This is a genomic window from Pseudomonas sp. 2848 (genome assembly GCF_003253945.1).
Classification (GTDB): domain Bacteria; phylum Pseudomonadota; class Gammaproteobacteria; order Pseudomonadales; family Pseudomonadaceae; genus Aquipseudomonas.
In genome coordinates this window covers 56039-82640 of sequence record NZ_QKZD01000013.1, presented here as the reverse complement: position 1 = coordinate 82640, position 26602 = coordinate 56039, and the positions used below count along the sequence as shown (strand labels likewise).

Below are 26602 nucleotides of genomic sequence, written 5' to 3'. Positions count from 1 at the left end.
CTTTTCAGTTAGATGCACTAGATATGCAACAGGCTCTCACGGTACTCTAAGGTCTTTCACATCAAAGCTACAGGATGTTTTCAATGGCAGATCAATCAATTTTTAGCAAAGGCTTCTTCGGGGAAGGTTTTATGTCCCCAGACATCAATGAAACAATCGCAATCATAACCTCAGAAAATAAAGAGTGGTTTACTCTTTTGAGGGATATAAATAGGCTTTTGCAAGCCATTGTAGTATCTGGCTTTCAAAAGCATCACGGCAGAACCATGGACTTAGAAGTTTTAGCCATGCTTACAGCTATGCGATCTTTAAGCAATTTTCAATCGACCTTCATAAATCTCGAGCGCGGTATGATTGTTGAAGCCAGGATTTTGATACGATGCCTTTTTGAAAATGCATTTTGCATGGGTGCATTAGCAGAAACCCCTGAGAAGTTTATTCCCTTGCTCTATAAAGACAACGTTGCCGCCAAGCGCGGCCAAGCCAAAGCCTTGAAGCAAGGTAGCTATTCTCTAGATCAAGATGTTGCTACAGCCATGGACGAGATCTTGGCTGGCGATAAAGGCCGCCACTTGAACTGGCAAGAAGTTTCAGAGATGTCTTCACTTAGGAATCAATACTTGTTTCACAAGCATCTTTCTGACGATGCGATGCATTATTCAGCTTCATCGCTCAAGCGCTACATTATTTCAAACAAGGAAACTAATAGCTGGAGCGGCTACAAATTTGGGCCAGGCAAGAAAGCGGAAGTCGCTCTGGCTGCTAACCTATCTGCTTCAGCAGCTTTGGGTATCCTTATTGGATTTCTTCAGGCTACCAAAGACTCTTCCCACGACAAAGAGGCGAATGAGCTTCTGGATAGATTCGGATCACTCAGTTCCTTGAAGCCAGAGTGATCGAATTTCTATTTTTCTTGTTCGTAGGATGTTACGAATACCTTGACACCTGATTCATTCCTCAAGACGGTGCCTCCATCCTTAAAGATTAGGGCATCGTCAATTCTTTCCAGCAGTTCTTCCTGCTTGTTTTGATTTGACTTATAAATTGTCCGCACCGATTTTCGGTATACGCCATCATATATGTCGCACATCAATATTAAGTGCTCGTGCAATGCGTCATTTAAATCAACCTCTGTATGCTCCAGAGTTGTGTTGTTATAGTAGTCGCACCGCATTCCTGACAAAGTGATACGAACCGGAACAAAGCTTTCAGTATGACCAGATTCTCTGTTTGAATAATCGACGCTGTGGGCTCCAAGTTTGTTTCTAGCCTCCCGCACCTTCAAGGCTGCAACCCTTCCTTCCAGATCTCGGATGTTAGGTACATTCGAGATTCTGTGGAGGTTAAGCAAAGCTTGCTGCTGTATGTATGTTGCATTCAACACACCATAAAGCCTAATATATTTTTCGCCGAAATCGTCAAATTTCGTTGGCCCATCAACGCCATATTTGCAGAAATGCTCAATGCCTAGCAGGCTGTCGTTTACTATATCCATGGATGAGCATATGAACCCCCAGTCTTCCGGTTTAGTAAGCTTTAGTGCTGACTGAATGAAACCTACAAATTCACCACGATCTGGCGTATGCCGCATTGCCTTTTCATTGATTAGCTCGCGATACTCATCATTGTAGTGATGCAGGGCTTTAAATAGCGGCTCAAGCATTTTTGTGCTCCATTTTATAAGAGGGTCAGACTACACTACGCTTTAGGGACGACCAACAGGATTGTCAAGCTACGGAGAGTGCAATCGCCTGAACCGAAGCTCCAGGAATTTAGTGCTAAGGCTAACGATGCCGTCGAGCAAGCCGGCTAACTCCTGAGGTACTGATCAGTTGGCATGTGCCAGGGCCTTGACAATGGCAGTATGACAGCACGATACTTTTCCTGTGAAGCTTACAGGCAGATTTTTTGCCGCGTTTCGTCGGCATTTGAAACCATCGTGTCGGAGATTGCTTCGACGTGACTCACAACTGGGCGCTTCGGAATACCCTGCCGGGACGCATATGAGTGCCTGTAAGCTTCCGTTCTCAAACAAGGATGTTGCATGTCGGAACTGCATCAGCTTCAGAAAGCCGCTTCTCTTCATGACTTGGCAGCCATCCTTAATTACACTCCAAGCGCCTTATCGTACCTAGTGTACAAGAGGCCTGCGAAATACACACAATTCACAATCCCTAAAAGCAATGGCGAACCACGCCAAATCTGCGCTCCTTGCGATGAGCTAAAAGCTCTTCAGAAACAAGTAAAAGTCCTCTTAGACAAATGCTTGGCCACCATTGAGGCTACAAGTCAGGCACGGGGGGCGATTTCACATGGTTTCAAAGCAGGACATTCCATTATCACCAATGCAGAGCCCCATAAAAAAAGAAGGTACGTGTTCAACGTCGACCTTGAGGGCTTCTTCGACTCTATTCACATGGGTAGGATTCGTGGATTCTTAATCAGCAACAAGGATTTCAAGCTCAACCCTAAAGTAGCCACTGTCCTAGCTCAGATAATGTGTCATGATGACAAGCTGCCTCAAGGTAGCCCTACCTCACCGGTCGCTTCCAATCTGATCGGCCATTTGCTGGACTTAAGGCTTGTCCAGTTAGCAAAGAGAAATGGTTGTTCGTACTCACGGTACGCCGATGACTTAACTTTCTCAACCAACAAGAAAGAATTCCCTGAGGAAATCGCCTCTTCTGACGAAAGCGGAAACTCTTGGTCGGCAGGCCCATCGCTAATTAAAATAATTCAAAAAAGCGGGTTCAAGCTTAATCATAATAAAACCCGCATGCAGTACCGAACCAATAGACAGTCCGTGACGGGCCTAGTCGTTAACCAAATAACTAATACTCCTGCGGAGGTTCGACGAACCGCTCGAGCCATGGCGCATCACCTTTTCAATAAAGGTTACTACCTGATCAAAGACGAAGCGGCAGAAGTGGAAAAAGCAAAAGACCCAATGATTAGGGACTTTACCCAGCTAGAATCGCTTGACGGGTTGTTCAGCTTCATATACATGGTTGATCAGTTTAACCGCAAGAAAATCGCAGACAACAATAACGTAAAAATCGAGTCCTTCAAGAAAACCAGCCTTGAAAAAATTCATGCGGACTTCTTATTTTACAAGAATTTCTACGCTTCGCCGCTGCCTACAATTCTGTGCGAAGGCAAAACAGATAATGTTTACCTTACATGTGCCATGAAGTCGCTAATGGAAAAGTTTCCACGACTCTGCAAGGCCAATAAGGATGGAAAGCCAGCGCTAAGAGTCCGGTTCATCAACTATTCAGATCTGACGCATAGTGCACTAGATCTGAATGGAGGCTCAGCTGATCTCGCTGCATTCATTCGTTCATATGCAAAAAATTGCGGAAAATATAAAGCACACCCACCTTTAAGCCCAACCATTATAGTCGTGGATAACGACAGCGGCTCTGATCCGATATTCAAAGTGATCAAAGAAGTCACCGGCAATCGATATACTATTCCCAATGGCAAGGGAACCATCCTAGACAAATCTCAAACCACTTACTATATCGCCCAAAACCTGTCTGTAGTTTTGACCCCATTAAAAAAAGATGGTCAGCCGACCATGATGGAAGATTTTTTCCCAGCCACAGTGCTACAGACCCCCTGGGAAAACAAAACTTTCGAAATCTTGAGCAAAGCTCCGAATAAGAACACATACAGCAAAAACACGTTTGCACAGAAAATCGTGAAGGCCGACCGCGCAAACGTTGAATTCAAAGGGTTTACGCCAATTCTAAAGTCGATAAACCAGATCATTAGAGATCATCGTATAGACAAGTCTTTGATCGAGAAGAACTTACCGCCTAAACCAGCTAAACGTTAGTAATCGGGAGAGTTTGAACGGCAGCACTCATGCCAGGCCCACATCGGGAAGCGTTACCAGCCCATCCCCGCTAGCCCAGCCCTGATGCAGTATTTGTTAGTGAGCCTGATTCTCCAACGCCAAGAGCCAGCGAAAAACACAGCCATACAAGGCGGCTCATTAAGCTGTTACTCGGGGTCTCCGGCTCTTCACAACGGGATTTAGGTTGTCGTTAAAGAGATCTTTTCCTCGGAGAGGTTTTGTCGCCGGACACTTAGGCTGCGAATCGCAGCCATTCCGCCAAAGGTGCGGAGATTACTGACGCCACGACTCCACGGTCTCGGCGCCATGCTCGGCTTTCCAGGTTTTGAGGATGGCGTGGTTGCCGCCCTTGGTCTGGATCACTTCGCCGTTGTGCGGGTTCTTGTAAGTCTTCACTTCACGTGGCTTACGAGTCGCTTTCTCCTGAGAAACTGGAGCCGCAGCACGACCGCGAGCTTGAGGATCAAGAATGCTGATCACCTCACGCAGGCTGAAACCGTACTCACCAAGCAGGGCACGGAGTTTGTTTTCAAATTCCATTTCGGCCTGGATGGCGCCATCGCTTTTCATCGCTTCCAATTCTGCGAGCTGCTGAGCAAGCTGGAGTTCAAGGCGGCGGAATTCGGCAAGACGAGACATGGGGAGGTGTTCCTTGGGGAGCTAGGATCGGGCCAGATTACAGAAATTGCCGAAGAATGTCTTAACTATCTCAGGTCAAGCTTGCCCAAAAAATCTTTGACGAGGTAGAGCGACTCGACCTCTAAGACAATTGCTGTAACGCATTTCCTGGAGTGTAACAACGCCAATGTTACATTCCAAAAACTACGTTACAAGCCCTATAAACAAGGGGTTTGACACCAAACGGCAAGCGGAGCGCGCAGGCCACGGATGGCTGAAGGCGTGAGGATGGAAGCCCGTAGGGCCGTGACCGGCATGCCGGTCACGGTTTACGACAGCCGTCCGCGAATGCGGCACGTCCTGAAGTCAGCGGTGCAGCTTGCTGAAACGCTCTACTAATAGGGCGGGTGCAATCGACTTCCACGTATCGAGAACTGAGGTCTTGTGAAATAGGTAAATACCGCACCCCACAAAGAATCCCCCTGTCAGCAGTCCTATGACTGAGGCGCCCGAGTTGATAAAAGTCCACTGCAGCGACATCGAGCGGCTGCCCATCAAAAAATCCGCTCCGAAGACCAGGGCAATCCAACTCAAAACAAACGCCACAGCAGCCCATATCGCAGCAATCACCCAGAAGTGCAGCTGCACTTTATAGCGCATGCTCGGCACGCGCAGGAGCCTTCCGCTGGCAGTCTTGGCTGCAAGAACAATTGCAGTATTTTTGAGTTTATTTTTTGAGTTCTGCACGAGAGCATAGAACTCAACATGAGACCCTTGCTCCAGGTCTTCATAGATCTGAATTGGGATCTTGCAGCTGGGGATTAACACCCCATCGATCTTCATGATGACTTGCACGAAACCCGTGAGATGCTCGAAAACTCGAATGTCCTCTAGGCAGCCAGCAAATTTCAGATATTCAAACTTTATAAACACTTGCAGCTCCTTGCTCAATTCCTGACTGACAGGCAGGGGGAGGCCTTGAGCACAAGTCAACGTGCTCAGGCTCGATCTAACTCAGTGCAGCTGTGTATTGGGAAAACGGTCTCCAACCAGGCGACAAAAATCCCTCAGGCTTCGGCGTCCGCCATCGCGGCGAAAGGTAGCCACGACGTACTTGGAGTTCATGGTCGTGATCACCCAGAACTTGCCTTCCTTCTTAATACCCAAGATGTCGGATGTCTGGATCAGGTGCCCATCGGCGAATCGACCATGAGGCCCCTGCCGGACGTGCCCAAAGACGACACCAACGGCGCTGAGTCTATGAATGTGGACACTCACCAGAAATGCCGTGATCTCGTCCTCGTACCCCTGGCCTACAGCTCGAGCGATACGCAACAGGTCGAAGTCCGAGTAGCGCTTCACGTGATAGTTCACCTTCGCCGTGTTGACCTCTGACATCCCTAAGCCCTCCGAGGCTCTCCAGCGTTGGCCTGAGCCATACCACGCCTATACAGCTCTTTAACCCCGTTCAGCGAGTCGACACCGAGACCAGGCTCATGCGTATCGACATACACACCACCACCCTCTACTTCCAGAACGCAGACGGCCACACCAGCGTGGTTGTGTCCCATCGAGAGCGACGTGAGCTTCTCCATCTTCCAACTGCCATCCTTGTTCATCCAGGATGGGGTGACGGCCTGGACTTCCTGCACAACCAGGCTCTCGTCCTGCGCTACCAGCAGCTCAACGAGGCGCATCTCATCGTTGAGCATCTCTTCGTAGGCAACGAACCGATCCTCGTGCCGGCGCTTGAGGCTGACGTGATACCAGTGCGTGGCCAGAGACCGGGTGACTGCATGAAAGTGAGCCAGACCGTCTCCAAACATGCCTACCGGGCCAGCCTGGTCTTGCGTGCTAATGCGGAACATCGTGGATCTCATCTGGGCAAGCCCACATATGGGGCCTGCGGGTCAACATAAGCTAAATATTGTCTTCAGCGAGGCGATCTGCTCACGACCAGGGCCAACCAGGACGTACACGGTGTTGCGCGTTTCGAACATGCACACGCCGTCGTAGGTCTTGCACAGCGTCGAGCGCACCCATCCCCCTGGTGGGAATCGGCCCTGCTCGTCATAGATGACGCAGTGGGCGTACATGAAGATCGGCTCAAGGCCCAAAGATCGCACCCTGGCCAAAGACTCAGGTGGCTCATCCACGAGGAAGAGGATCCAGTCCTCAACCAAGCAATACGGCCTGCGAGGAAAGCGTTCGGCAAGCAGTGCCTCAATTTCGGGTTGGGACAGTGACGTCCCAGCGGAAGAGACGCGCCCTTCCTGGAGCAGCTCGTGCTCTACAGAGCTATCAGTCACCAATTACCTCGGTATTCAAACGACGAGGTGATGTGCGAACGGGAACGTAGCAGCAGATCGCCGTTCGACTCACTCAAACCAATATATATGTTTGAGCGAGTCTAGGCAAACGAGGCATACCGTCTCCTTTTGCGGAGGCAGAAATGCCGCTACGCCACTCTCTCGCTGCCGTGCTCCAGTCGCTCCGAACGCAGCAAGGCCTGTCTCAGCAGGAGATCTCGGGCCTTCTTCGTCAACAAACGATCAGCGAACTGGAAGCGGCTAGCTTCACGGCCACCATCGATACCGTGAGGGATCTGGCCATTTCGCTGGGCATCAGCCCAGCTACCCTGTTCGCCATGGTCATTGCAGCGGAAAACCAACAGACGACTCACCAGGTGCTGATCGATGCAATCGTGGAAGCAGAGGCACTGGGGAGAGCCAACGAGATTATGGAACGGCAGCCTCGCGAGATTGAGCATCCGCGAGTGACTGCTGCTAGAGAGAAGTGGAAGGCGGTGCAGGCGCTGAAAAAAGACGGCCTCACCCAGGCTGAGGTGGCGCGTGCTCTAGGGTATTCAAAGGGCACTGTATGGCGGCTCTGGGAGCGAGAGCCAGGTAGCTAACCCTCAACCCTCTTCAACACAGCGCGTGCACTGACGCACTTCGGCGTCGACTGCATAGGCCTAGGGTTTGCGGACAAAATGCTTGAACCTCTCCCGCGCCTCCAGCACTTGCTCACGTATCTCTTCAGGGTCGATGGACATGCGGCCCCCTGGCGTCACCTTGAGAGTCTTGAGGCTGTTCACCGCTTCGATAAACTCACGCTCACGTTGCTTTTCCCACTCGGGGCGGCAGTCGGCGCTGATTGTGTTCCAGATACGCGACAGAAACTTCAACATCATTCTCATGCTTACCGTTGCCAGTTTTGGCCCGATCATACGTCACCGGTAGAGCGATTATCACACGAGCGTCGACCCAACCATCCCAAACGCGTGATGAGGCTATACCGACGATGATGGCAAAATGGTATGTTTCTGCCCAAAGGTGAAGCTTAGGCACAGGGAATGTCGATTCTTGAACAGGCAGATTGGGTACTCGCCCCGTCGCTCGCAAATGACATAAGCATGGCTACGCAGCCATCCCTCTCACTGATATCCAAACCATCTTGGGGCCGGCATTCGCTGTCGCTCCAGCGAGATTGCTCGACCTCTCGTGCCATTCCCTTAAAAATTAGTTCCAGTAGGCAGCAATCGACTGCGACTAGAGCGAAGATGATCTAGGTTTGAAGGCTAAATATGGCAAACGACCGGGTAAAATATAGCTCAGAAGAGCATAGTATCTTGTACGGAGAGACGCGAGGAGCCTGCCCTCTTTGTACTCAACCAATTCTTTTCAAGAAGGCCGGATCCAAGACCTCGAGAGGATATGAACTCGCCCATATCTACCCTCTCAACCCAACAGCAGCTCAGACGCTGGCATTAACTGGATTCTCCACTCCAGCAGACATCAACGCCTTAGATAATGTCATATGCCTTTGCCCCACCTGTCACACGAAGTTCGATAAAGACTTCAAAATCATAGAATACAACCACATCCGAGCTATCAAGGATGGTTTCATTCGAGACGCAGCTGCAAGGAAAGCAATTGCCGAACACACATTAAAAGAAGAAGTAAAAGAGATACTTGAGGTCATCACCAGCTTACAATCAGATGACATTGATACGTTAGGCCTGGAACTTGAATTTGACGCCAAGAAATTGAGCGATAAATTGAAAACAGGCGCCAGCAACCTCCTTAAGCGAAATGTCCGTAACGACGTGGTTGACTACTTCGTATCCATTCGCGAAGAAATGCGAATTTTGGAAATGCGAGACCAAGCCACAGTAAAGATCTTACAAAACCAGGTAAATAGCTACTACTGGGAAATGCACAAGTTAAACCCAGAAAATAAAGACCTAGTTTTTAAATACATTTCCGAATGGATTAGCACTAGGTCTGGCAAGTCAATCGATGCCTCAAGAGTTTTAACGTCATTCTTCGTGCAAAATTGTGAGGTTTTCGATGTTAGTGCCTAGCAAATTCACAAAGCTTGAAGAATCTACAATTTTCAAAATGCTTGCGATACTCGCTAACAAAACATCAGGGGAAACCGTAACGCAAGCCTTAATAAGGACAAAAGACGATTTCCTAGATGCGTCAGAGTTCCTCGCCGCCATGGACATTTTATACTTTCTCGGATACCTAGACGTCCAAGATGGATCTGGAGTGATTGAATATGCTTAAACAGATAAAGTGCAACCTATTCAATCAGAGCACTATTAAATTCCATGCCGGACTAAACGTTGTCCTTGGGGATGACGAAGCCAAGAATTCAATTGGTAAATCTTCAGCCCTTCTTGTAATCGACTTCGCAATGGGCGGCAGCAGCCTATTGGACGACGACGCGGGGGCTATCAAGGTGCTCGGCCACCACTCATACCAAATCACTTTTGAATTTGATGGAATTCCATTCTACGTAACGAGATCTACAGAACAACCTGAAGTTATTGATGTATGCGACTCCAATCATGTAAAACAACATGAGATATCTGTTGAAGCGTACCGGGGAAAGCTTAAGGGCCTCTACGACCTTACTGAGCTAGAAAGCTCCTTCCGATCCATTGTTGGGCCATTTGCTCGGATATGGAAGAAAGGCGAAGCGGATCCAGATCACCCATTGGGGGGTAGCCCAAAAGAAAAGCTCAGCGCCGGGGTAGCTAGACTGGTCGATCTTTTCGAACGTACTAGCGATGTTTCTGTAGAGCGGGCCGTACTCCAGACCTTGCAAGACAAAAGAATCCTAATGAATAAGTCGATGGCTGCGGAAATAATTCCACGGATCACGCTGACCAAATACAAGTCAAACAGCCAGCTCATTAAAGCCAACGCTCAAGCCATCAGTGACATTAAGGATAATTTTGCGGGCGCTATCACCGCATACGAAGCCCTATTCGACGAAAAATTGAGAGCTATACAGCAAACCAAAAATGAAACGGTAAATAAGAAAAACCTTATTTCCGCCAGAAGAGAAAAACTTCAGAGAGACATCTCCGGCGTAACTCCTCGCCTCACTGCAAACATTGCCCTTGTGGCCGAATTTTTTCCAGAGGCCAATCTTGAACGCTTGGAGCAAGTAGAGCAGTTCCACGCAAAAATTGGCAAGCTCGTGAGCAAGGAGTTAAAAGCCGAACTTGAGCTTTTGGTTGCAAACGAATTTGAAATCACCACAGCCATCACCGACCTTGACCAAAAAATAAAACTTACACTCAAGGCCAAAGGTACTCCCACTGACCTATTTGCGAAAGTGTTCGAACTAAAAGAGATCACCGACAAGGCCAAGGAAGAAAACAAATTTTTCGAACAAAAAACCTCTATTGAAGATAGCGAAAAGGCCTGCAAAGAGCGCTTAGACACTATATATGACAAAATCTTCCTTGAGATTGAAACCGCAGTTAATCAGAAGTTAGAAAGATTCAACACTAAAGTCTACGGCCCTGAGCGCACCCCGTCACAGCTTCGCATTAAAAACTCAAACTCATACAGCTTTAATTCGCCGATGGACACTGGAACAGGCAAGTCGTATGCCGGCTTGGTTGGATTTGACCTCTCAATGCTTTTGCTCACGCGCCTACCATTCGTAATCCATGATTCGATGATCTACAAAAACATTGAAATTGCTGCCACCGAGCACATCATTCGGATTCTATCCTCTTTCAAGCAGAAGCAAATCTTCCTGGCTTTTGATGAGGCCAAGAAATTCAATAGCGCAACTCAGAACACCCTGAAAGCCCAGATGGTGTTGCAATTACACCGCGACAAGCTCCTCTATACCCAGGACTGGAGGGCGAAAGAGAAGCGAACATAAGGTGTCTGTCGGGTACGTGTCGTGTCCCGCCGCCTTAGGCGCCTTCATGCTTGAGCCACCACAACAGCCACAGGGCAGGACACACGAGATGGGCATTTTCGACGCAACCGACACGCGCCTCCTTAGCAAAGCCGAACTGGGCCAGGTAATCAGATATCTTCGAGAACTCCGCCAATGGTCTCAAGAAACATTGGCGGAGCTTGCCCACACTACACCGCGCACGATCCAGCGGGTGGAAGCCGGCTCGGGAGCGAGCGTCAACACCCTGCGCTCTCTCGCAGATGCGTTCGAGTACCAGGACATCGACATATTCAATAAGCCGATGCCGATCCCTACGGATGAACAGCTCCAAGCCGCTCGCGAACAGTTTGAAAAAGATTACGTCATGAGCAAAGCCCTGCAGCCCGATTCAGGGAGGTGCTTGGCCAAGCTTGCGACTGAGACGATTGGCGACTACATCGAACCTGCATTTGAGCTATCGCGAGATCAGGCGGTTGCCTTTGCCGAGCTCACCGACTACCTACGGGATTATCGTGATGTCGCTGATGACTGCTCAAGTACATCCCGCCTGTTGGTCTTCGATGAACTTCAAGAGATGCTCGACCGACTGGGTGAACAGGGCGTCACACTGCGTTATGCAACCACGCCTGTAGTGCAGAGGGTCACCTCAGATCCGCCGCAGGAAGCGCAGCCCATTGGAAAAGTGCTCTACCTGCTGGCGTTCAAGGAGGGTGAGGCGCCGGAAGAGTTGGCACTTCCCCGGAGGATGGGCATTGGGTAATGCGCCGTAGCCCCCAGACAGTTCGCTTACTGGGGGCTACAGCCTCATCATTCAGGTCTTCCTTGGCTTAGCTCTGGCAGTCGCCTCAGCCACCAATGGATCTTCGGGCCAATAGTGCTTGGGGTACCTGCCCTTTAAGTCCTTCTTCACCTCCGCATAGGTGCTTCGCCAGAAGTTCGCCAGATCCTGAGTGACCTGCACGGGCCTGCGGGCCGGCGACAGGAGGTGCAGAATCAACGGCTGCTTGCCTTGGGCAATGCGAGGGGTTTCTGCCAGCCCAAACAGCTCCTGCAGCCGTACAGCGAGGATGGGTGGATGTTGCGAGTAGTCGATGCGAATACTCGACCCGGACGGCACTTGAATCGCCTGAGGCGCTTGAACTTCCAGCTCTTGTGGAAGCGGCCATGGTAGTAGGTTTCTGACTATCGACGACAGATCCAGCTGGCTGAAGTGGCTGAGCCTCGTGACTTTGCCCAGGTACGGCGTGAGCCACTCTTCCAACGTGTCGAGGAGATTGGCATCGCTGAGATCAGGCCATTTGCTCTCTGCCTGGCCATTCTGAATATCCAGCTGACGCAGCAGATCGACCCGCGCCTGCCACTGCCGTAGCTCAGGGTTCCACGGCAGGAGCTCGATGCCCTTTCGCCTCACTAGGTTAACCAAGGCCAGCGAACGGGTTTGCTCATCAAGCTTCGGCAGGGCTTTCGTCGAAAAGATGAGCTGCCCAATCTTCAACTGCCGCTCAGCCTTCAGAACACCTTCCCTTTCGTCCCAGTCGACCTCATCGACAGAGCTCACAAGGTCAGCCAGCTCGTCATCGAACAAGGCTGGATCGAGGTCACTCGCCAGGTAGATCCGCTCTTCGCGCTGTCCTTGGCGGCTACCTAGGTCGGCCACTACCAGCCACTCGTGCTTGGTGAGAGCATCAGGCTCTGAGAACACCGCAGCACGACCGTTGGAGAGACGGTATTCGGATGCACTTGCACGCCTCTGCAGGCCGATTCGATCAGGGTAGGCGAGCGCCAATAGGCATCCTACCCACCGTGGGTGATCAGGCTCGCTGACTGTGCTGGAGGCCTTCCCCCGCAGGAGGGATCGGTACTGCCGCGCAGACTGCTTCACACGCTGGAGGGAACCACCACTGCGACGTGGATGTTGCTCGCCGGACAAGGCACTCAGCCTGGTTTGAAGGTCAGCACCAGATCCTCGTAAGATGTCCTTCTCACCGAGCAGCGCCGCGATGTTACACGCCAGGTCATCCAGGCCCATCGCATTGCCTTTGATGAGCATATGCGAGATCCGTGGATGCGCTGGAAGCTCGCTCATCGCTGAACCGTGTGGTGTGAGCTGTCCAGCATTATCGAGTGCGCCCAGCCGCTTCAGCAAGTCTCTGGCTTGACCGAAAGGAGCTGACGGAGGTTGGTCGAGCCAGGTCATCTCTTCTGGCTTCATCCCCCAACGAGCCAGCTGGAGGGCCAGGGGTGCCAGATCCGCTTGCAGGATCTCTGGGGTGCTGTAGCCGGCTATTTGCTCGTGCTGCGACTCCGACCACAGGCGGTAGCAGACACCTGGCCCCAGGCGCCCTGCCCGCCCCGCACGCTGGGTCGCACTGGCCTTCGAGATACGCTGCGTGTCGAGTCGGGTCATGCCACTGCGAGGATCGAACTTCGGCACTCGCTCGAGACCACTGTCCACCACGACCCTGACGCCTTCGATGGTCAAGCTGGTCTCGGCGATGTTCGTGGCCAGTACGATCTTCCGAGAGCCCTTGGATGCTGGGTCAATAGCAGCACGCTGGGCGTTCAGGTCGAGGTCGCCGTACAGCGGGCATACGATCACGTCTGGACGGCTACTCAGCTGCTCCTTGAGGTCTTCTGCCACCCGCCGAATCTCTGCCTGCCCAGGAAGGAAAACCAGAACGCTTCCTGACTGTTCATTGATGGCGGCCAGGCAGGTGTCTGTGACTCGCGCATCGATTCGCTCGCCAGGCTGATAAGGGCTACCCCAAACCGTCGAGACCGGATACATCCGCCCTTCACTGGTGACCACAGGCGCATCATTCAACACCTTTGAAAGGCGAGCACCCTCCAGTGTTGCGGACATCAGGAGCAGCTTCAGCGGGGGCTCATCACGCAGCAGTTCGCGGGCACTCAGGCACAGAGCCAGTGCAAGGTCAGAGTCAAGGTTTCGAAGGTGGTACTCATCGAAGATGACAACGCCCACACCGTCGAGCGCGGGATCATCTTGGAGCCGGCGAGCCAGGATACCTTCGGTGACCACCTCGATCTGGGTTCGCGGGCCTACTTTGCTCTCAAGGCGAATGCGGTAGCCCACAGTCTCACCTACCTTCTCACCCAGTTCACTCGCCAAACGCTCAGCAGCCGCCCGAGCAGCCAGTCGACGAGGTTCGAGCATCAGGATCTTTTGATCACTAAGCCAAGGTTCGTTCAGCAGCGCCAGGGGCACCCGAGTGGTCTTGCCCGCACCAGGTGGCGCTTCAAGGATCACTTCGTTGCGGTTGGCCAGGGCCTCTCGTAGGTCTGGCAATACGAGGTCAATAGGTAGAGAAATCATCGAGGCTCCCAAATCAGGGAGGCAGTATACGCTGAGCGTTGAGTGTTGATTTGAGCTTGAGGATGCCAGTCAGGATCAGTGAGCTACCTAAGCGCACCATGAAAAGACAGGAAGAACGAGAGCAGAAGCGAGGGCAAAGCAGAGGCGGGAGCAGGAGCAGGAGCAGGAGCAGGAGCAGGAGCATCAAAGCCTTGTGGGCTTTGATTGAAAAGCCTGACAAGCAAGAGCGGAAAAAGAGCTAATCAGCAAATCGTGGAACTCGTCGAAGATCACCAAGCCCACGCCTTCAAGCGCAGGATCGCTTTGCAGGCGGCGGGTGAGGATGCCTTCAGTGACCACTTCGATACGCGTGTTCGGGCCGACCTTGCTGTCCAGGCGGATGCGATAGCCCACGGTTTCACCGACCTTCTCGCCCAGTTCACTGGCCAGGCGTTCGGCGGCGGCGCGGGCGGCCAGGCGCCGCGGCTCGAGCATGAGGATGGTCTGCCCGGCCAGCCAGTGCTCGTCGAGCAGCGCCAGCGGTACGCGGGTGGTCTTGCCAGCGCCCGGGGGCGCCTCGAGCACCGCTTCGTCACGTTCGGCCAGGGCTTGGCGCAGGTCGGACAATACGGCATCGATCGGTAATGAAATCATGGTGGTCCTCGAACAATCGTCCGAGTATAACGGCGAACCGAGGCTGCCCTATCATGGTCTTAACCTCAGGCGCCGGCGATTGCCGCGCCCTTGATCGTCGTTACCTTCCGGAGATTCACATGCGCATCCCTTCCCGCGTCATCGGTGGCGCCCTCATCGCCACCCTGCTGACCCAGCTGACGGCCTGCGGCACCCTGTTCTACCCTGACCGTCGCGGCCAGATCGAAGGCAAGATCGACCCTGTGGTCGCGGCCATGGATGCCATTGGTATTCTCTTCTACGTGCTGCCCGGCCTGATCGCCTTCGGCATCGACTTCGCCACTGGCGCCATCTACTACCCCGGCGGCAAGAGCGCGCAGATCGACCCAGCCAAGCTCAAGCCGGCGGTCAATGCCGACGGCCAGGTCGACAGGACCAAGCTGCAGGCGATCCTGGAGAGCGAACTGGGCCAGCGCCTGCCATTGAACGACCCACGGCTGATCCAGCACCGTGGCAGTGTCGAGCAACTGGCCAGCTACGGCCTGGTGCCCGCCGCCTGATCTGACCACGGACGATCTTCTGCGCATGACCGCCACCGCCGAACACCAACGCTTGCTGCGCCTGGCCACCCGCGCCTCGCTGAGCGTCGCCTGCATCCTGGTGCTGAGCAAGGCCGTGGCCTGGTGGCTGAGCGGCTCGGTCAGCCTGCTGGCCGGGCTGACCGACTCGGCGCTGGATGCCGCCGCCTCCTTTCTCAACCTGCTGGCCGTTCACTACGCCTTGCGCCCCGCCGACGACGACCACCGTTTCGGCCATGGCAAGGCCGAAGCCCTGGCCGGCATGGCCCAAGCACTGTTCATCGGGGTCAGCGCGGTGCTGATCGGGGTGCAGGCGGTTGATCGGCTGACGTCGCCGGAGCCTTTGGGCGACACTGCCGCCGGCATCGTGGTGATGCTGCTGTCGCTGGTACTGACCCTCGCATTGCTGGCATTTCAGCGCAAAGTCATCCGCGCGACCGGTTCCACGGCCGTGCGCGCCGACTCGCTGCACTACCGATCCGACCTGCTGCTCAACGCCAGCATCCTCCTGGCGCTGCTGCTGGCCCGCTTCGGCTGGCCACAGCTCGATGCCCTGTTTGGCCTGGGTATCGCCCTGTACATCCTGTGGAGTGCGCTGCAGATCGCCCGCGAGAGCACGGCGATCCTGATGGACAAGGAACTGCCTGCCGATGTCGGCGAGCGCATGCTCGAAGTGGTGCTGGCGATTCCCGGGGTGAAGGGGGTGCATGACCTGCGCACGCGGGTGTCCGGCAGCCAGTGGTTCGTGCAGCTGCATCTCGAGTTGCCTGGCGAAATGCCGCTGCATGCCGCCCATGAACTGTGCGTGCAGGCCTCGCAGGTCATTCGCCAGCGCTATCCGCGGGCCGATGTGATGGTTCACGCCGACCCGGTGTAGCCCGCGCTCGCAATTGCCTTGTCAATTGACGCTGTAGCCGCGCCCACTCAGGCACGCCCCCAATGCCCGCCTATAGTTGTCCGCCACATTGGCCGGCGGCGCATAGGTCGCCGTCGCCGGATCGAACCCCGACTGACTCACCGCCCAGCGGTGGCACTGGTAGCGGTCCTGCTCCTGCTGTTCCTGCCCCTGGCCGTACATCGGGTAGGCGATCACATCATAGCCACTGCCCTGCTGCTGCGGTGCAGGCGCAACGCTGGGCGGGTTGACCACCACATACTCGCGGCTGTCGGCCTGGTACTGGTAGTACGTGTCGGCCACCAGGAAGAACAGCGCACCGCTCAACCACACCTCGCGGGCATAAGGCGGCAGATAGCCGACCCGCACACCGTAAGGCGGCGTGACAACCACGTAGCCGCCGCCATGGGGCCGGTACCAATAACCGCCGGAGTAGAAGTAGTCCTGTCCACGATAAGGCACCTTCCAGTAGCGGTCCGGGAAGCGATCGACAGTGTGCCCGGGGTGATACTGCGGCCCTGGCCCCCAGCCATTGCCATGACCATCAGGCCGTCCCGACCAATCGCCGCCCGGGCGCTGACCCGGACCGCCCGCCTCCCAGTGACGGTTGTCACCGTAACGACGGGGAATATCCTGGTAGTAGCCCTGACGTGGCGGTTGCGTCTGGCGCACTTCGTCACGTGAGTTGAGCGGCGATCCACGCCGTTCGCCACCGCCCTGCTCCTGCTGGCCGCCATGACCGTCATGCCCTTCTCCTGGCTCTTCGGCCAAGGCGCCCAGGCTGATGCCCAGGCCCAGCAAACCAACACCTGCCAACCGCCAGATGCGCGAACTCATGTTGTTCCTCTCGATGATAACGCCCGCCTTTACCGTTCGCAGTCTACTGCGCAGACCGCGACCGGCAGATGAAATAGCCGACAGCCTAGCGCGCCAGCAAGCCACGCAGCAGCAACTCCAGGGCGATCAGAGCCTGGCCTAGACGGATATCGCCGTCCTCCGCCTGGGCAATCCAGACCGCCGCCTCCGACAGGCTGCCATGCACCAGCGTCGCCAACGCCCAAGCATCCGCTTCGGCAACCACGCCCTGCTGGACCAACCCGCTGAGCATCCGCCGCAGTGATGCGATGCAATGCTGCTGCGCCTCGGGGGTCACCGCACCCAGGACGGCGCGCGCGTCACGCAGGACAATGCGCTGGATCTCCGGCTCGCGGGCCATGCGCAGGTAGGCCTCGCAACGCTGGCAGAAGCCTTGCCAGGGGTCATCGCAGGATGCGGAGATGGCCAGCAGACGTGCATCCATCTCAACATCAATCTGTGCCACCACAGCCGCCAGCAGGCCCTGCTTGTCGCCGAAATGGTGGTAGAGCGCGCCTCGGGTAAGCCCGGCGCGAGCGGTCAGGTCATCCATGGACGCCTGTGCGTAGCCTTGTTCGCTGAAGACCTGGCGGGCCATTGCGAGCAAGGCCGCGCGGGTTTCTTCCATCTCGGCGCGGGTGCGACGAACCATGGCCTCTCCTTTACGTACAGTTCGTATGAATATTTACATTCAGCTCGTATGAATATTTAATCATACGCACTGTACGTATTATCCACGCCCTGCCTTGCTGCCAGCAAGCGGGCCGCCTCACGGAGCAAGCGACATGCCCAACCCTTATGCACACTTGTTCGTCCCGACCGGCACCCTCGGGTTCACCTTGGCCGGCCTGCTGGCCCGCCTGCCGTTGCCCATGACCGGTATCGGCATCATCACGCTGGTGGCGCAATGGCGCGGCAGCTATGCCTTGGCCGGGGCGGTGTCGGCCTGCTTCGTGCTCACCTATGCCCTGTTGTCGCCACAGGTATCACGCCTGGTGGATCGCCTGGGCCAGCGCCGCGTGCTGCCGCCGGCCAGCCTGCTGAGCGTGCTCGGGCTGCTGCTGATGGCTGCCTGCGCCTGGTGGCGCAGCGCCGACTGGCTGCTGTTCGTCGCCGCCCTGCTGGCCGGCTGCATGCCGAGCATGTCGGCTATGGTCCGGGCGCGCTGGACCCAGCTGTACCGCGGCCAGCCGCAACTGCAGACTGCCTACTCGCTGGAAACCGTACTCGATGAAGTCAGCTTCATTGCCGGCCCACCGCTGGCCGTCGGGCTCAGCGTGGCGCTGTGGCCCCAGACCGGGTTGCTGGCCGCTGCCGCGTTACTGCTGCTGGGTACCCTGGCGTTGACCCTGCAGACCGGCAGCGAGCCATGGGTGGTCCGTGCCGAAACCTCGTCCAGACGTGACCTGCCGGCATGGCGATGCGCAGGGGTGCCTCAGCTGACGCTGCTGATGGTGGCAATGGGCATGATCGTCGGCACCGTGGACATCGTCAGCGTCGCCTTCGCCGGCGAGCAAGGGCAACCGGCTGCCGCCAGCCTGGTGTTGTCGGCCTATGCCGTGGGCTCCTGCGTTTCCGGGCTGCTGTTCGGCACCCTGCGCTGGCGGATGTCGCTGCCCCGCCAGTTGCTGGTCGGCGCACTGGCCACCACCCTCAGCACCCTGCCGCTGCTCCTGGTCGGCAATATCGCCCTGCTCGCAGCGGCAGTGTTACTGGCCGGGGTGTTCTTCGCCCCGACCATGATCGTGGCCATGGCCCTGGTCGAGCGCAGCGTGCCAGAGCGCCAGCTGACCGAGGGCCTGACCTGGCTGCTCGCCGGGCTGAATGTCGGCGTGGCCATCGGCGCGGCAGGTGCCGGCCAATGGGTGGACGCCTCGACAGCACGCAGCGGCTTCATGATTGCCGTGTTCGGCGGCTTGCTGGTGCTGCTGGCGGCGCTCGCCGTGGCGGGTCGTCGCCAGGCCAGGCCTGTGCAATCTTCTGCACAATAAAAAAGGGAGGCCTTGCGGCCTCCCTTCGGGAATTGTCGTCCGTGCTCGGCACTTGTGGCACCGGCTCACCTCGCGCCGTCTTCTGGACAGTGCGTAGCCCGGGGGCCTGGCGGATCCTGTTGGATGGCTGGCCGCGACCGCCCGCCTAGGGCGCGTCGCCGTGGACTGATGTCCGGGCAGTGATTCTGGTGATAAAGATAGGGCAGACGCTGGGGCAGAGGATTGCGAAGATTGCTCTGATAAATACCGCTTGCGCAATTTTTCACTCAGGATCGATAATTCGCCGCAATCCGAACAGAAAAGGTCCTTTCCATGAGCAAGCTCGACCGCTACGACCTGAGCATCCTCGCCGAATTGCAGCGCGATGCGCGCATCTCCAACCAGGAACTGGCCGAACGCATCGGCTTGTCGCCGTCCCCCTGCTCGCGCCGGGTCAAGCAGCTCGAGGACGACGGCTACATCTCGCGCCAGGTAGCCCTGCTGGATCGCAAGAAACTCGGCCTGAGCCTTACGGCCTATGTGCTGATCGGCATGGACCGGCACACCCCCGAACGGTTCGAAACCTTCGAGGCGGCGATCCGCAGCCTGCCCCAGGTCCTCGAATGCAGCCTGGTCACCGGAATGGACGCCGACTACCAGCTCAAGGTGGTGGTGCCGGACATGGACCATTACCAGAAACTGCTGCTGGGCAGCCTGACCCGGATCGAAGGGGTGACCAGTGTGCGCTCGAGCTTCGTGCTCAATCAGGTGCTGGCCAGCACCGAGCTGCCATTGACCCACCTGCGTTGAATCCCTGCACGCCCGGCGTATGATCGGGCTTTGCGCTTGCCTGGAGTAAACCGATGGATCCCGCCGTATTCGAAGAATGGATGATGATCATCCTCGTCACCGTACTGATCGCCTTCATGGGCTTCATCGTCTGGGACCTGGCGAAGAAGTCCAAGGCCGGCCGCTTCGGCACGCTGATCCTGTTCTTCGTGCTGGGCCTTGGCGTGCTGGCGTTCATCATCAAGAGCGTGGTGGTGGGGTTCCTGGAAGGGGTCTGACAACCCCACCCGGGGCGGCGACTACAGCTTCGCCGCCACTTCCCGCCAACATCCCTGCTGCAACCCTTCGATCGTCCAGTCACCGATACGCACCCGCACCAGACGCAAGGTCGGCAGCCCCACCGCCGCCGTCATCCGCCGCACCTGGCGGTTGCGCCCTTCACGGATCACCAACTCCAACCAGGCGGTCGGCACACTCTTGCGAAAACGTACCGGCGGATTGCGCGGCCACAACTCGGGCTCCTCAAGCAGCCGCGCCTGTGCCGGCAGCGTGGGTCCATCGTTGAGCTCGACGCCCTCGCGCAGACGCTGCAATTGCTCCTCGCTCGGCTCGCCTTCCACCTGCACCCAGTAGGTCTTGGCCAGCTTGTGTTTAGGATCGGCGATCCGCGCCTGAAGGCGCCCGTCGTTAGTCAGCAGCAGCAGGCCTTCGCTGTCGCGGTCCAGGCGCCCGGCCGGGTAGATGCCGGGGATGTCGATGAAATCCTTGAGCGTGGCGCGCCCCTCGCCGTCGCTGAACTGGGTGAGCACATCGAACGGTTTGTTGAACAGGATCAGGCGCGGCTCGGCCGGCGGCGCCTTGGGCTGGCGACGCGGGCCGGTGGTTCGCGCCGCAGGGCGGCGCGGGGTGCTACGGGGTGGCAGGGGCATGAATCCTCAGCGGAACGGCGGCTCATCGAAGCTGCGCAGTTTACGCGAGTGCAGCGAGTTGAGCTCGGTGCGCAGCAGGTCGAGGGCGGCGATACCGATCTTCAGGTGCTGGCTGACCGCGCGGTTGTAGAAGGCGTTGGCCGACCCCGGCAGCTTGATCTCGCTGTGCAGCGGCTTGTCGGAAACGCACAGCAAGGTGCCGTAGGGGACACGCAGGCGGTAACCCTGGGCCGCGATGGTGCCACTTTCCATGTCCACCGCCACGGCACGGGACAGGTTGATCAACGGGCGCTCCTGTGCCCAGCGCAGCTCCCAGTTGCGGTCGTCGTAGGTGAGCACGGTGCCGGTGCGCAGGCGCTTCTTGAGCTGCTCGCCACGTTCGCCGGTGACCTGCGCGGCCGCTTCCTGCAACGCCAGCTGCACCTCGGCCAGGGCCGGGATCGGGATGTTCGGCGGCACGACCCGGTCGAGGATGCCGTCGCGGCGCATGTAGGCATGCGCCAGCACGTAGTCGCCGATAGTCTGCGACTGGCGCAGGCCGCCGCAGTGGCCGATCATCAGCCAGCAGTGCGGACGCAGCACCGCCAGGTGGTCGGTGATGTTCTTGGCGTTGGACGGGCCGACGCCGATGTTGACCAGGGTCACGCCATCGCCGTCGGCGGCGATCAGGTGGTAGGCCGGCATCTGGTAGCGGTGCCAGACCACGCTGGCGACCAGGGCCTGGGCCTCGCCGTTGTCCATGCCCTTCTCGATGACCACGTTGCCCGGCAGGACCATGCGCACGAAGCGTGGGTCCTCGCGCAGTTGCTCAAGGCCATGGGCGATGAACTGATCGACATAGCGGTGGTAGTTGGTCAGCAGGATCCATGGCTGCATGTGCCGCCAGTCGCTGCCGGTGTAGTGCACCAGGCGGCGCAGGGAGAAGTCCACGCGGGCGGCGTCGAACAGCGCCAGCGGCAGGGTTTCGGCGCTTTCCCAGTCGTACAGGCCATCGGCGGTGTTGTCGGTGGCCGCCGACAGGTCGGTGCTGGGGAACACCCGCGCCAGTTGCGCCGCGGTGATGCCGCTGCCCGCCAGCTCATCGCCCTGGTCAACCACGTAAGGGTAAGGAATGTTCTGTTCGCTGACACCGACTTCCACCGTCACGGTATAGTCGTGCATCAACGGGCGCAGCTGTTCGAGCAGATAACCACGGAACGCCGCAGGTTGGGTGACAGTGACGCTGTAAGTGCCATCCACCTGGACCTTGGCGTAGGCACGCGTGGTCGCGGCGACTTCACCCTGGCTGGAATAGATGAGGCGCAGGGCCGGGTAGCGAAACAGCGCGCGTTCTTCATCACCGGGCTCGGTGCGGTCTTTCAGGTAGCGCTTGAGGGCCTGGCTCAGGGCACCGGTGGCCTGTTCATGCAAGGCCGCCAGACGGTCGACGGCCTGTTCGGGGGTATCAACGACTACAAACGCTTGGCTCACGCTGGGCTTCCTGTCTTATGGAATGCATGACCACCATCTTGCCTGCGTTGCAGGGTAAAAACACCCCCGCGATGGCGTTACCCGGCCCACGCCGGCGTGGCCCTGGCCACCAACGCCGCAGCATCCACCCCGCGCGGCAACGCACCATACACCCGCCCGCCAGCGCCCAGCCGACTGCCGATGAACGCATCACTCACCGTGGCATTGCCCGCCTCCAGCAACAGCTTGGCCTGCAGCGCCACGGCGATGTCCTCGGTCAGCTGCCGGGCACGGTACTGAATATCGCCGGTATCGGCGAAGGCGCCCTTGAGGTTGCCGATGAACGCCGCCAGACGCGGGTCGCCATGCCCGTCCCCCAGCTCGGTAAACAGCGCCTCCAGCACACCCGGCTCCTTCGACAAGGCGCGCAGCACGTCCAGGCACTGCACATTGCCCGAGCCCTCCCAGGTCGAGTTGACCGGCGCCTCGCGGTACAGCCGCGGCAGGATGCTGTCCTCGACGTAGCCGGCGCCGCCCAGGCACTCGGCGGCCTCGTTGATCATCCCGGGGGCGCGCTTGCAGATCCAGTACTTGCCCACGGCCGTCACCAGGCGGGCGAAATGTGCCTGCTGCGGGTCGTCGAGCCGATCAAGCGCCTGGCCCATGCGCAGGCTCAGGGCCAATGCGGCCTCGCTTTCCAGGGCCAGGTCGGCAAGCACGTTCTGCATCAAGGGCTGCTCGGCCAGCACGCGCCCACCGACCTTGCGGTGGGCACAGTGATGCGCGGCCTGGGTCAGGGCCTGGCGCATCAATGCGCTGGAGCCGACCATGCAGTCGAAGCGGGTCATGGCCACCATTTCGATGATGGTCGGCACGCCGCGCCCCTCCTCGCCCACCATCCACGCCAGAGCGCCACGGAACTCTACTTCGCTGGAGGCGTTGGAACAGTTGCCCAGTTTGTTTTTCAGACGCTGGATATAGAACTGGTTGCGGTTGTCGTCAGGGCGGTGCCGAGGCAACAGGAAGCAGCTCAGGCCCTTGTCGGTCTGCGCCAGGGTAAGGAAGGCATCGCACATGGGTGCCGAGCAGAACCATTTGTGCCCCACCAGTTCATAGGGCTGGCCTGCACCGGGCGCGCCGACTGGGTAAGCGCGGGTGGTGTTGGCGCGCACGTCGGTACCGCCCTGTTTTTCAGTCATGGCCATGCCGAGGGTGACACCAGCCTTATGCCGGTCGCCGACGTTGCGCGGGTCGTACTCGCGGGCAAGGACCTTCGGCAGCCAGTAGCCGGCCAGCTCAGGCTGCAGCCGCAGGGCCGGCACGGCGGCGAAGGTCATGGTCAGCGGGCAGCCGGTACCGGCTTCGGCCTGGCTGTGCAGGTAGGTCATCGCGGCCCGGGCCACGTGGGCACCGTCTCGTGGCTCCGCCCACGGCAGCGAGGGCAAGCCGTGCTCGACGGCGGTACGCATCAACTGGTGATACGCGGGGTGGAACTCCACCAGGTCGATGCGATAGCCATAGCGGTCATGGCTGCTGAACTCGGGCTTGTGGGCATTGGCCAGGAAACCCGCCGTCATCAGCGGCCCACCGGCCAGGGCACCGTAGGCATCGATCCGCGACTCGGCCCAGCCGGCGCCGAAGCGCCGCGACCACTCCTGCAAGGGCTGGTCGAGGCGGTAGAGGTTGGCACCGTCGAGGGACGGCGGCTGGTTGGTGACTTCGTGGGTTTCAGCGTACTGGTGCAGGTTCATCGGGAGCTCCTGAATCCGGGCATGCCTGAAAGGCCCAGTGAAGCACTCCCAGCGGGTCAGTCAAAGTGACAATAATGACTAAACATGTGGCCCAGGACCGCCAAGGGTTCACCACAACAGGTCTCACAGACAGCACAACCATCAAGGCATGCACCTGTCTGCCCTGACACGACCTCAAGACGGGCACATCGCAGCCATTACACAGCCAAACGAAAAAGGCCGACCCCGCCATCGGGGTCGGCCTTTTGAACCAAAAATCTGCTGCTATTACTTACCTGCAGTCAACGCGTTATAGCTGGTCATCAGGTTGCGATAATCCGGAATATGGTTGGAGCACAGCGCTGCAAGGCCTTCGATGTCGTTGCGCCAGTCGCGGTGCAGCTCACAGGCCACGCCGAACCAGGTCATCAGCTGGGCACCGGCACGGCTCATGCGGTCATGGGCAGCATCACGGGTCATTTCGTTGAAGGTGCCGGAAGCATCGGTCACCACGAACACTTCAAACTCTTCTTCCAGGGCGGCCAGCGCCGGGAAGGCTACGCAAACTTCAGTCACCACGCCGGCAATGATCAGTTGCTTCTTGCCAGTGGCCTTCACCGCCTTGACGAAGTCTTCGTTGTCCCAGGCATTGATCTGGCCTGGGCGGGCGATGTACGGCGCATCCGGGAACAGTTCCTTCAGCTCAGGTACCAGCGGGCCGTTTGGGCCTTGCTCGAAGCTGGTGGTGAGGATGGTCGGCAGGTTGAAGAACTTGGCCAGGTCGGCCAGGGCCAGCACGTTGTTCTTGAAACGGTCCGGCTCGATGTCGCGGACCAGGGACAGCAGGCCAGCCTGGTGGTCGACCAGCAGGACAGCGGCGTCGTCTTTGTTCAGGCGGTTGTATTTGAAGTTGGTCATGGCGGTAGCTCCTAAGGGTTTTGATTTTCAGTAAGTTGGGTGTTTCGCGTTGATGGGAGAAGATTAAAACCACCACTTTTGGAGCGGTAGATAGTGGTTTTTGGCTTTAGCGTTCCGTTTTATGAACGATGCTTGAGCAGGCAATTCGATCGCCCACACCCACGCCGTATAGGTGAATGACATTCAAATCTTTATTGCTTGTAGGGCATTTCCCAAACCGCCCTCGCCCTGAAAATGCGCGCCTCAAGACTGCTAGGTTCCAGGCTTCCATGTTCAACATGAGGTGAGCCATGGGCTTGCGCATCAGCATCTTCGGCCGGGGTCAGGGCCTGGACGGAGACGAAACCACCACAGGTGCCATCTGCATCGCCAACCAGTCCATGGGCTTTTCGAGCGGCGTCGCCTGGCTATTTGAAGGGGACAAGACCACTGCTTGCCCGCGCTGTGGTGAGGCCGGAACCATCATCGAAGGAGAGCCTTGCTGGACGCAGAACGGCGTATCCACAGCGGTGGATGGCACGCTGGTCAAATGTGGCTGCCCCTTGGGCGACAATCGCGTGGTTGCACCGTTGGATCGACTCCCAGCCCCGCGCCTTGCACCTGCAGCGGCGGCTGCTAGAGAGGCGCCAGTACAGGCTTACGCAAACACGCCGAAAAGGACTGGCTACCAGCCTCAGACAGTCCAGCCATCGATGACACAGCAAAGCCAGGAACCTGGCTTCTACATCGTGCCGCGATGCATGACGTATCAGGAGGTGCTGACTGAACTTGGTGCACCGCAAGCCAACCTCCCCAGATCTATCCTGGAGCGCCTGAACCCGACCTATCAGCAGGGGTTCAAGGCGGGGGAGATCTTCGTCATCGGTGACGGCCTGAGCCGGCCGGTCTGCACCCGTGAAGAGCTGATCGCAATGAGCGCGGCGCAACAGGCTCGGGAAGCATTGGCAGATCTGACGGAGGAAGAAGCCGACTTCATGATGCGCCATCAAGCTGAGATCGCCGGGTTGCTCAGTGATGTGAGCCTGGCGATGGGTGTGAGCCAGGCGATGATGGCAAAATCACTGGATGAGCTGGGTTCAATACTGCGAAAGATCGAAGATTTGCATCAAACGCAATTTGCCAAGTATATGCATCTGCGCAGCCCTGAGTTTTTTGCTGAACGAAAAAAAATTGTTCAAGCAACTGGATACACATTTGAAAGCGACTTTCCTCAACAAGCGGATGAACTTGGGCAATTATGAAAAGCTACGGCGTGACTTGGGCATATCCTCGAAAAGCCTAATGCACCACTGGAGTAAGGCGGGAGCGCCAGGGCAAATACCCGGTTACTCGACACATTTGAATAAGCTTGCACGACTCTCCAAATTCCTTAAGGCTGGCGGCAATGTCGGAATTGCCGTTGGTGGCACTGGTTCAGCGCTTAAAATCTACGAAGCCTGCCAAGCGGGCAGCAGTGGCACTTGCAGAAAAACGCAGTTTACTGAAATAGGAAATTTTTCGGTCGGGTTCGCCGGGGGGATAGCTGGAGCGAAAGCGGGTGGCGCAATCGCTGTTACAGCCTGCTGGGTAACCGGACCAGGTACCCCTGTATGCTCATTGGTTGTAACAGGTATCGGTGCGCTGGCTGGCAGCGTTGGGGGAATGAAGCTCGGGGAGATAATAGGGGAAGCGATTTACGAGGTATTCGACAATGAATGAAAAACTAGCGCCAATCGTTACACTGACCCTACTGACCCCACCCATAATTTTAATTGCAACTGGGCTTGCATTAGACCTCTACCTAACGAAATCGCGAAATTTTCACGAAATAATATCATCACTACAAAGAAGCCAGTGCCTTGACACTG

General features: G+C 57.0%; 28 protein-coding genes and 1 pseudogene. 14 read left to right on the top strand and 15 right to left on the bottom strand.

Features of this window, described 5'->3' with window-relative positions:
* Window positions 1-83 precede the first annotated feature (83 nt).
* Window positions 84-896, top strand: coding sequence for a DUF5677 domain-containing protein (locus tag DFS21_RS22595; protein ID WP_111533174.1), 813 nt, complete (start codon window positions 84-86; stop codon window positions 894-896).
* A gap of 8 nt (window positions 897-904) precedes the next feature.
* Here the strand turns inward: DFS21_RS22595 and DFS21_RS22590 are convergent, their stop codons facing one another.
* Window positions 905-1663, bottom strand: coding sequence for a hypothetical protein (locus DFS21_RS22590; protein WP_111533173.1), 759 nt, complete (start codon window positions 1661-1663; stop codon window positions 905-907).
* A gap of 381 nt (window positions 1664-2044) precedes the next feature.
* Here DFS21_RS22590 and DFS21_RS22585 point away from each other — a divergent pair, with 381 nt between their 5' ends.
* Entirely contained in the window at window positions 2045-3841 is a 1797-nt protein-coding gene (locus DFS21_RS22585; protein ID WP_111533172.1) for a retron Ec67 family RNA-directed DNA polymerase/endonuclease, read from the top strand.
* A gap of 294 nt (window positions 3842-4135) precedes the next feature.
* Here the strand turns inward: DFS21_RS22585 and DFS21_RS22580 are convergent, their stop codons facing one another.
* The 5 genes from DFS21_RS22580 to DFS21_RS22560 all read right to left on the bottom strand — a co-directional run bounded on the left by DFS21_RS22580 (window position 4136) and on the right by DFS21_RS22560 (window position 6789).
* Window positions 4136-4501 carry a histone-like nucleoid-structuring protein, MvaT/MvaU family gene (locus DFS21_RS22580; protein WP_021782232.1) on the bottom strand — a complete coding sequence of 122 codons (366 nt, stop codon included), beginning with the start codon at window positions 4499-4501 and terminating at the stop codon, window positions 4136-4138.
* A 345-nt stretch (window positions 4502-4846) separates the two neighbouring features.
* Window positions 4847-5413 carry a hypothetical protein gene (locus DFS21_RS22575; protein WP_256591514.1) on the bottom strand — a complete coding sequence of 189 codons (567 nt, stop codon included), beginning with the start codon at window positions 5411-5413 and terminating at the stop codon, window positions 4847-4849.
* 81 nt (window positions 5414-5494) lie between these two features.
* Window positions 5495-5878: a hypothetical protein gene (locus tag DFS21_RS22570; protein ID WP_111533170.1), complete on the bottom strand. Its 384-nt coding sequence runs from the start codon at window positions 5876-5878 to the stop codon at window positions 5495-5497.
* A gap of 2 nt (window positions 5879-5880) precedes the next feature.
* Window positions 5881-6348: a hypothetical protein gene (locus DFS21_RS22565; protein ID WP_111533169.1), complete on the bottom strand. Its 468-nt coding sequence runs from the start codon at window positions 6346-6348 to the stop codon at window positions 5881-5883.
* A gap of 42 nt (window positions 6349-6390) precedes the next feature.
* Window positions 6391-6789: a hypothetical protein gene (locus DFS21_RS22560; protein ID WP_111533168.1), complete on the bottom strand. Its 399-nt coding sequence runs from the start codon at window positions 6787-6789 to the stop codon at window positions 6391-6393.
* A 143-nt stretch (window positions 6790-6932) separates the two neighbouring features.
* On the opposite strand from DFS21_RS22560, the gene DFS21_RS22555 reads away from it, so the two are divergent.
* Entirely contained in the window at window positions 6933-7394 is a 462-nt protein-coding gene (locus DFS21_RS22555; RefSeq protein ID WP_023089457.1) for a helix-turn-helix domain-containing protein, read from the top strand.
* A gap of 60 nt (window positions 7395-7454) precedes the next feature.
* Here DFS21_RS22555 and DFS21_RS22550 read toward each other — a convergent pair whose 3' ends face one another.
* On the bottom strand, window positions 7455-7679 hold the full coding sequence (locus DFS21_RS22550; protein ID WP_111533167.1) for a hypothetical protein: 225 nt from the start codon (window positions 7677-7679) through the stop codon (window positions 7455-7457).
* A 432-nt stretch (window positions 7680-8111) separates the two neighbouring features.
* On the opposite strand from DFS21_RS22550, the gene DFS21_RS22545 reads away from it, so the two are divergent.
* The 4 genes from DFS21_RS22545 (at window position 8112) to DFS21_RS22530 (ending at window position 11456) form a co-directional block, all read left to right on the top strand.
* Window positions 8112-8846 (top strand): ABC-three component system protein, encoded by a 735-nt coding sequence (locus DFS21_RS22545; protein ID WP_256591511.1) that lies wholly within the window; start codon window positions 8112-8114, stop codon window positions 8844-8846.
* Entirely contained in the window at window positions 8833-9054 is a 222-nt protein-coding gene (locus tag DFS21_RS27410) for an ABC-three component system middle component 7 (RefSeq protein ID WP_111533165.1), read from the top strand. The genes DFS21_RS22545 and DFS21_RS27410 overlap by 14 nt, the downstream gene beginning before the upstream one ends.
* Window positions 9047-10675, top strand: a complete 1629-nt coding sequence (locus DFS21_RS22535; protein WP_111533164.1) for a DUF2326 domain-containing protein — start codon at window positions 9047-9049, stop codon at window positions 10673-10675. The genes DFS21_RS27410 and DFS21_RS22535 overlap by 8 nt, the downstream gene beginning before the upstream one ends.
* A gap of 88 nt (window positions 10676-10763) precedes the next feature.
* Window positions 10764-11456 carry a helix-turn-helix domain-containing protein gene (locus DFS21_RS22530; RefSeq protein WP_111533163.1) on the top strand — a complete coding sequence of 231 codons (693 nt, stop codon included), beginning with the start codon at window positions 10764-10766 and terminating at the stop codon, window positions 11454-11456.
* 51 nt (window positions 11457-11507) lie between these two features.
* Here the strand turns inward: DFS21_RS22530 and hrpB are convergent, their stop codons facing one another.
* Both hrpB and DFS21_RS22520 read right to left on the bottom strand, forming a co-directional pair.
* Complete coding sequence (hrpB, locus tag DFS21_RS22525) at window positions 11508-14030, bottom strand: ATP-dependent helicase HrpB (protein WP_111533162.1); 2523 nt, start codon at window positions 14028-14030, stop codon at window positions 11508-11510.
* 219 nt (window positions 14031-14249) lie between these two features.
* Window positions 14250-14663, bottom strand: a pseudogene (locus tag DFS21_RS22520) (DEAD/DEAH box helicase); the annotation flags it as partial.
* 119 nt (window positions 14664-14782) lie between these two features.
* On the opposite strand from DFS21_RS22520, the gene DFS21_RS22515 reads away from it, so the two are divergent.
* Entirely contained in the window at window positions 14783-15202 is a 420-nt protein-coding gene (locus tag DFS21_RS22515; protein ID WP_102684164.1) for a polyribonucleotide nucleotidyltransferase, read from the top strand.
* Between the two features lie 25 nt (window positions 15203-15227).
* Window positions 15228-16097: a cation diffusion facilitator family transporter gene (locus DFS21_RS22510; RefSeq protein WP_102684165.1), complete on the top strand. Its 870-nt coding sequence runs from the start codon at window positions 15228-15230 to the stop codon at window positions 16095-16097.
* Window positions 16098-16118: 21 nt separating this feature from the next.
* Here the strand turns inward: DFS21_RS22510 and DFS21_RS22505 are convergent, their stop codons facing one another.
* Together DFS21_RS22505 and DFS21_RS22500 are read right to left on the bottom strand one after the other, a co-directional pair.
* Window positions 16119-16952: a DUF6515 family protein gene (locus tag DFS21_RS22505; protein ID WP_110703171.1), complete on the bottom strand. Its 834-nt coding sequence runs from the start codon at window positions 16950-16952 to the stop codon at window positions 16119-16121.
* 85 nt (window positions 16953-17037) lie between these two features.
* Window positions 17038-17622 (bottom strand): TetR/AcrR family transcriptional regulator, encoded by a 585-nt coding sequence (locus DFS21_RS22500; RefSeq protein WP_111533160.1) that lies wholly within the window; start codon window positions 17620-17622, stop codon window positions 17038-17040.
* 133 nt (window positions 17623-17755) lie between these two features.
* Here DFS21_RS22500 and DFS21_RS22495 point away from each other — a divergent pair, with 133 nt between their 5' ends.
* From DFS21_RS22495 to DFS21_RS22485, 3 genes are all read left to right on the top strand, one after another.
* The gene (locus DFS21_RS22495; protein ID WP_110703177.1) at window positions 17756-18961 is read left to right on the top strand and encodes an MFS transporter; all 1206 of its coding nucleotides are present in this window, start codon (window positions 17756-17758) and stop codon (window positions 18959-18961) included.
* Between the two features lie 312 nt (window positions 18962-19273).
* On the top strand, window positions 19274-19750 hold the full coding sequence (locus DFS21_RS22490; RefSeq protein ID WP_011535815.1) for an Lrp/AsnC family transcriptional regulator: 477 nt from the start codon (window positions 19274-19276) through the stop codon (window positions 19748-19750).
* 53 nt (window positions 19751-19803) lie between these two features.
* Window positions 19804-20007, top strand: a complete 204-nt coding sequence (locus DFS21_RS22485; RefSeq protein WP_023631482.1) for a DUF2788 domain-containing protein — start codon at window positions 19804-19806, stop codon at window positions 20005-20007.
* Between the two features lie 21 nt (window positions 20008-20028).
* Here the strand turns inward: DFS21_RS22485 and DFS21_RS22480 are convergent, their stop codons facing one another.
* The 4 genes from DFS21_RS22480 to ycaC all read right to left on the bottom strand — a co-directional run bounded on the left by DFS21_RS22480 (window position 20029) and on the right by ycaC (window position 24755).
* On the bottom strand, window positions 20029-20658 hold the full coding sequence (locus DFS21_RS22480; RefSeq protein ID WP_111533159.1) for a pseudouridine synthase: 630 nt from the start codon (window positions 20656-20658) through the stop codon (window positions 20029-20031).
* A 6-nt stretch (window positions 20659-20664) separates the two neighbouring features.
* On the bottom strand, window positions 20665-22128 hold the full coding sequence (gene amn / locus DFS21_RS22475) for an AMP nucleosidase (RefSeq protein ID WP_023632409.1): 1464 nt from the start codon (window positions 22126-22128) through the stop codon (window positions 20665-20667).
* Window positions 22129-22205: 77 nt separating this feature from the next.
* A complete protein-coding gene (locus DFS21_RS22470) occupies window positions 22206-23858 on the bottom strand; it encodes an acyl-CoA dehydrogenase family protein (RefSeq protein ID WP_111533158.1) in 1653 nt (550 codons plus the stop codon).
* Between the two features lie 267 nt (window positions 23859-24125).
* Window positions 24126-24755: an isochorismate family cysteine hydrolase YcaC gene (gene ycaC, locus DFS21_RS22465; RefSeq protein ID WP_111533157.1), complete on the bottom strand. Its 630-nt coding sequence runs from the start codon at window positions 24753-24755 to the stop codon at window positions 24126-24128.
* A gap of 290 nt (window positions 24756-25045) precedes the next feature.
* On the opposite strand from ycaC, the gene DFS21_RS22460 reads away from it, so the two are divergent.
* Window positions 25046-25996 (top strand): PAAR domain-containing protein, encoded by a 951-nt coding sequence (locus DFS21_RS22460; protein WP_256591506.1) that lies wholly within the window; start codon window positions 25046-25048, stop codon window positions 25994-25996.
* Window positions 25926-26453 carry a hypothetical protein gene (locus tag DFS21_RS27070; protein WP_256591504.1) on the top strand — a complete coding sequence of 176 codons (528 nt, stop codon included), beginning with the start codon at window positions 25926-25928 and terminating at the stop codon, window positions 26451-26453. Before DFS21_RS22460 ends, DFS21_RS27070 begins: the two co-directional genes overlap by 71 nt.
* The last annotated feature ends 149 nt before the right edge of the window (window positions 26454-26602 follow it).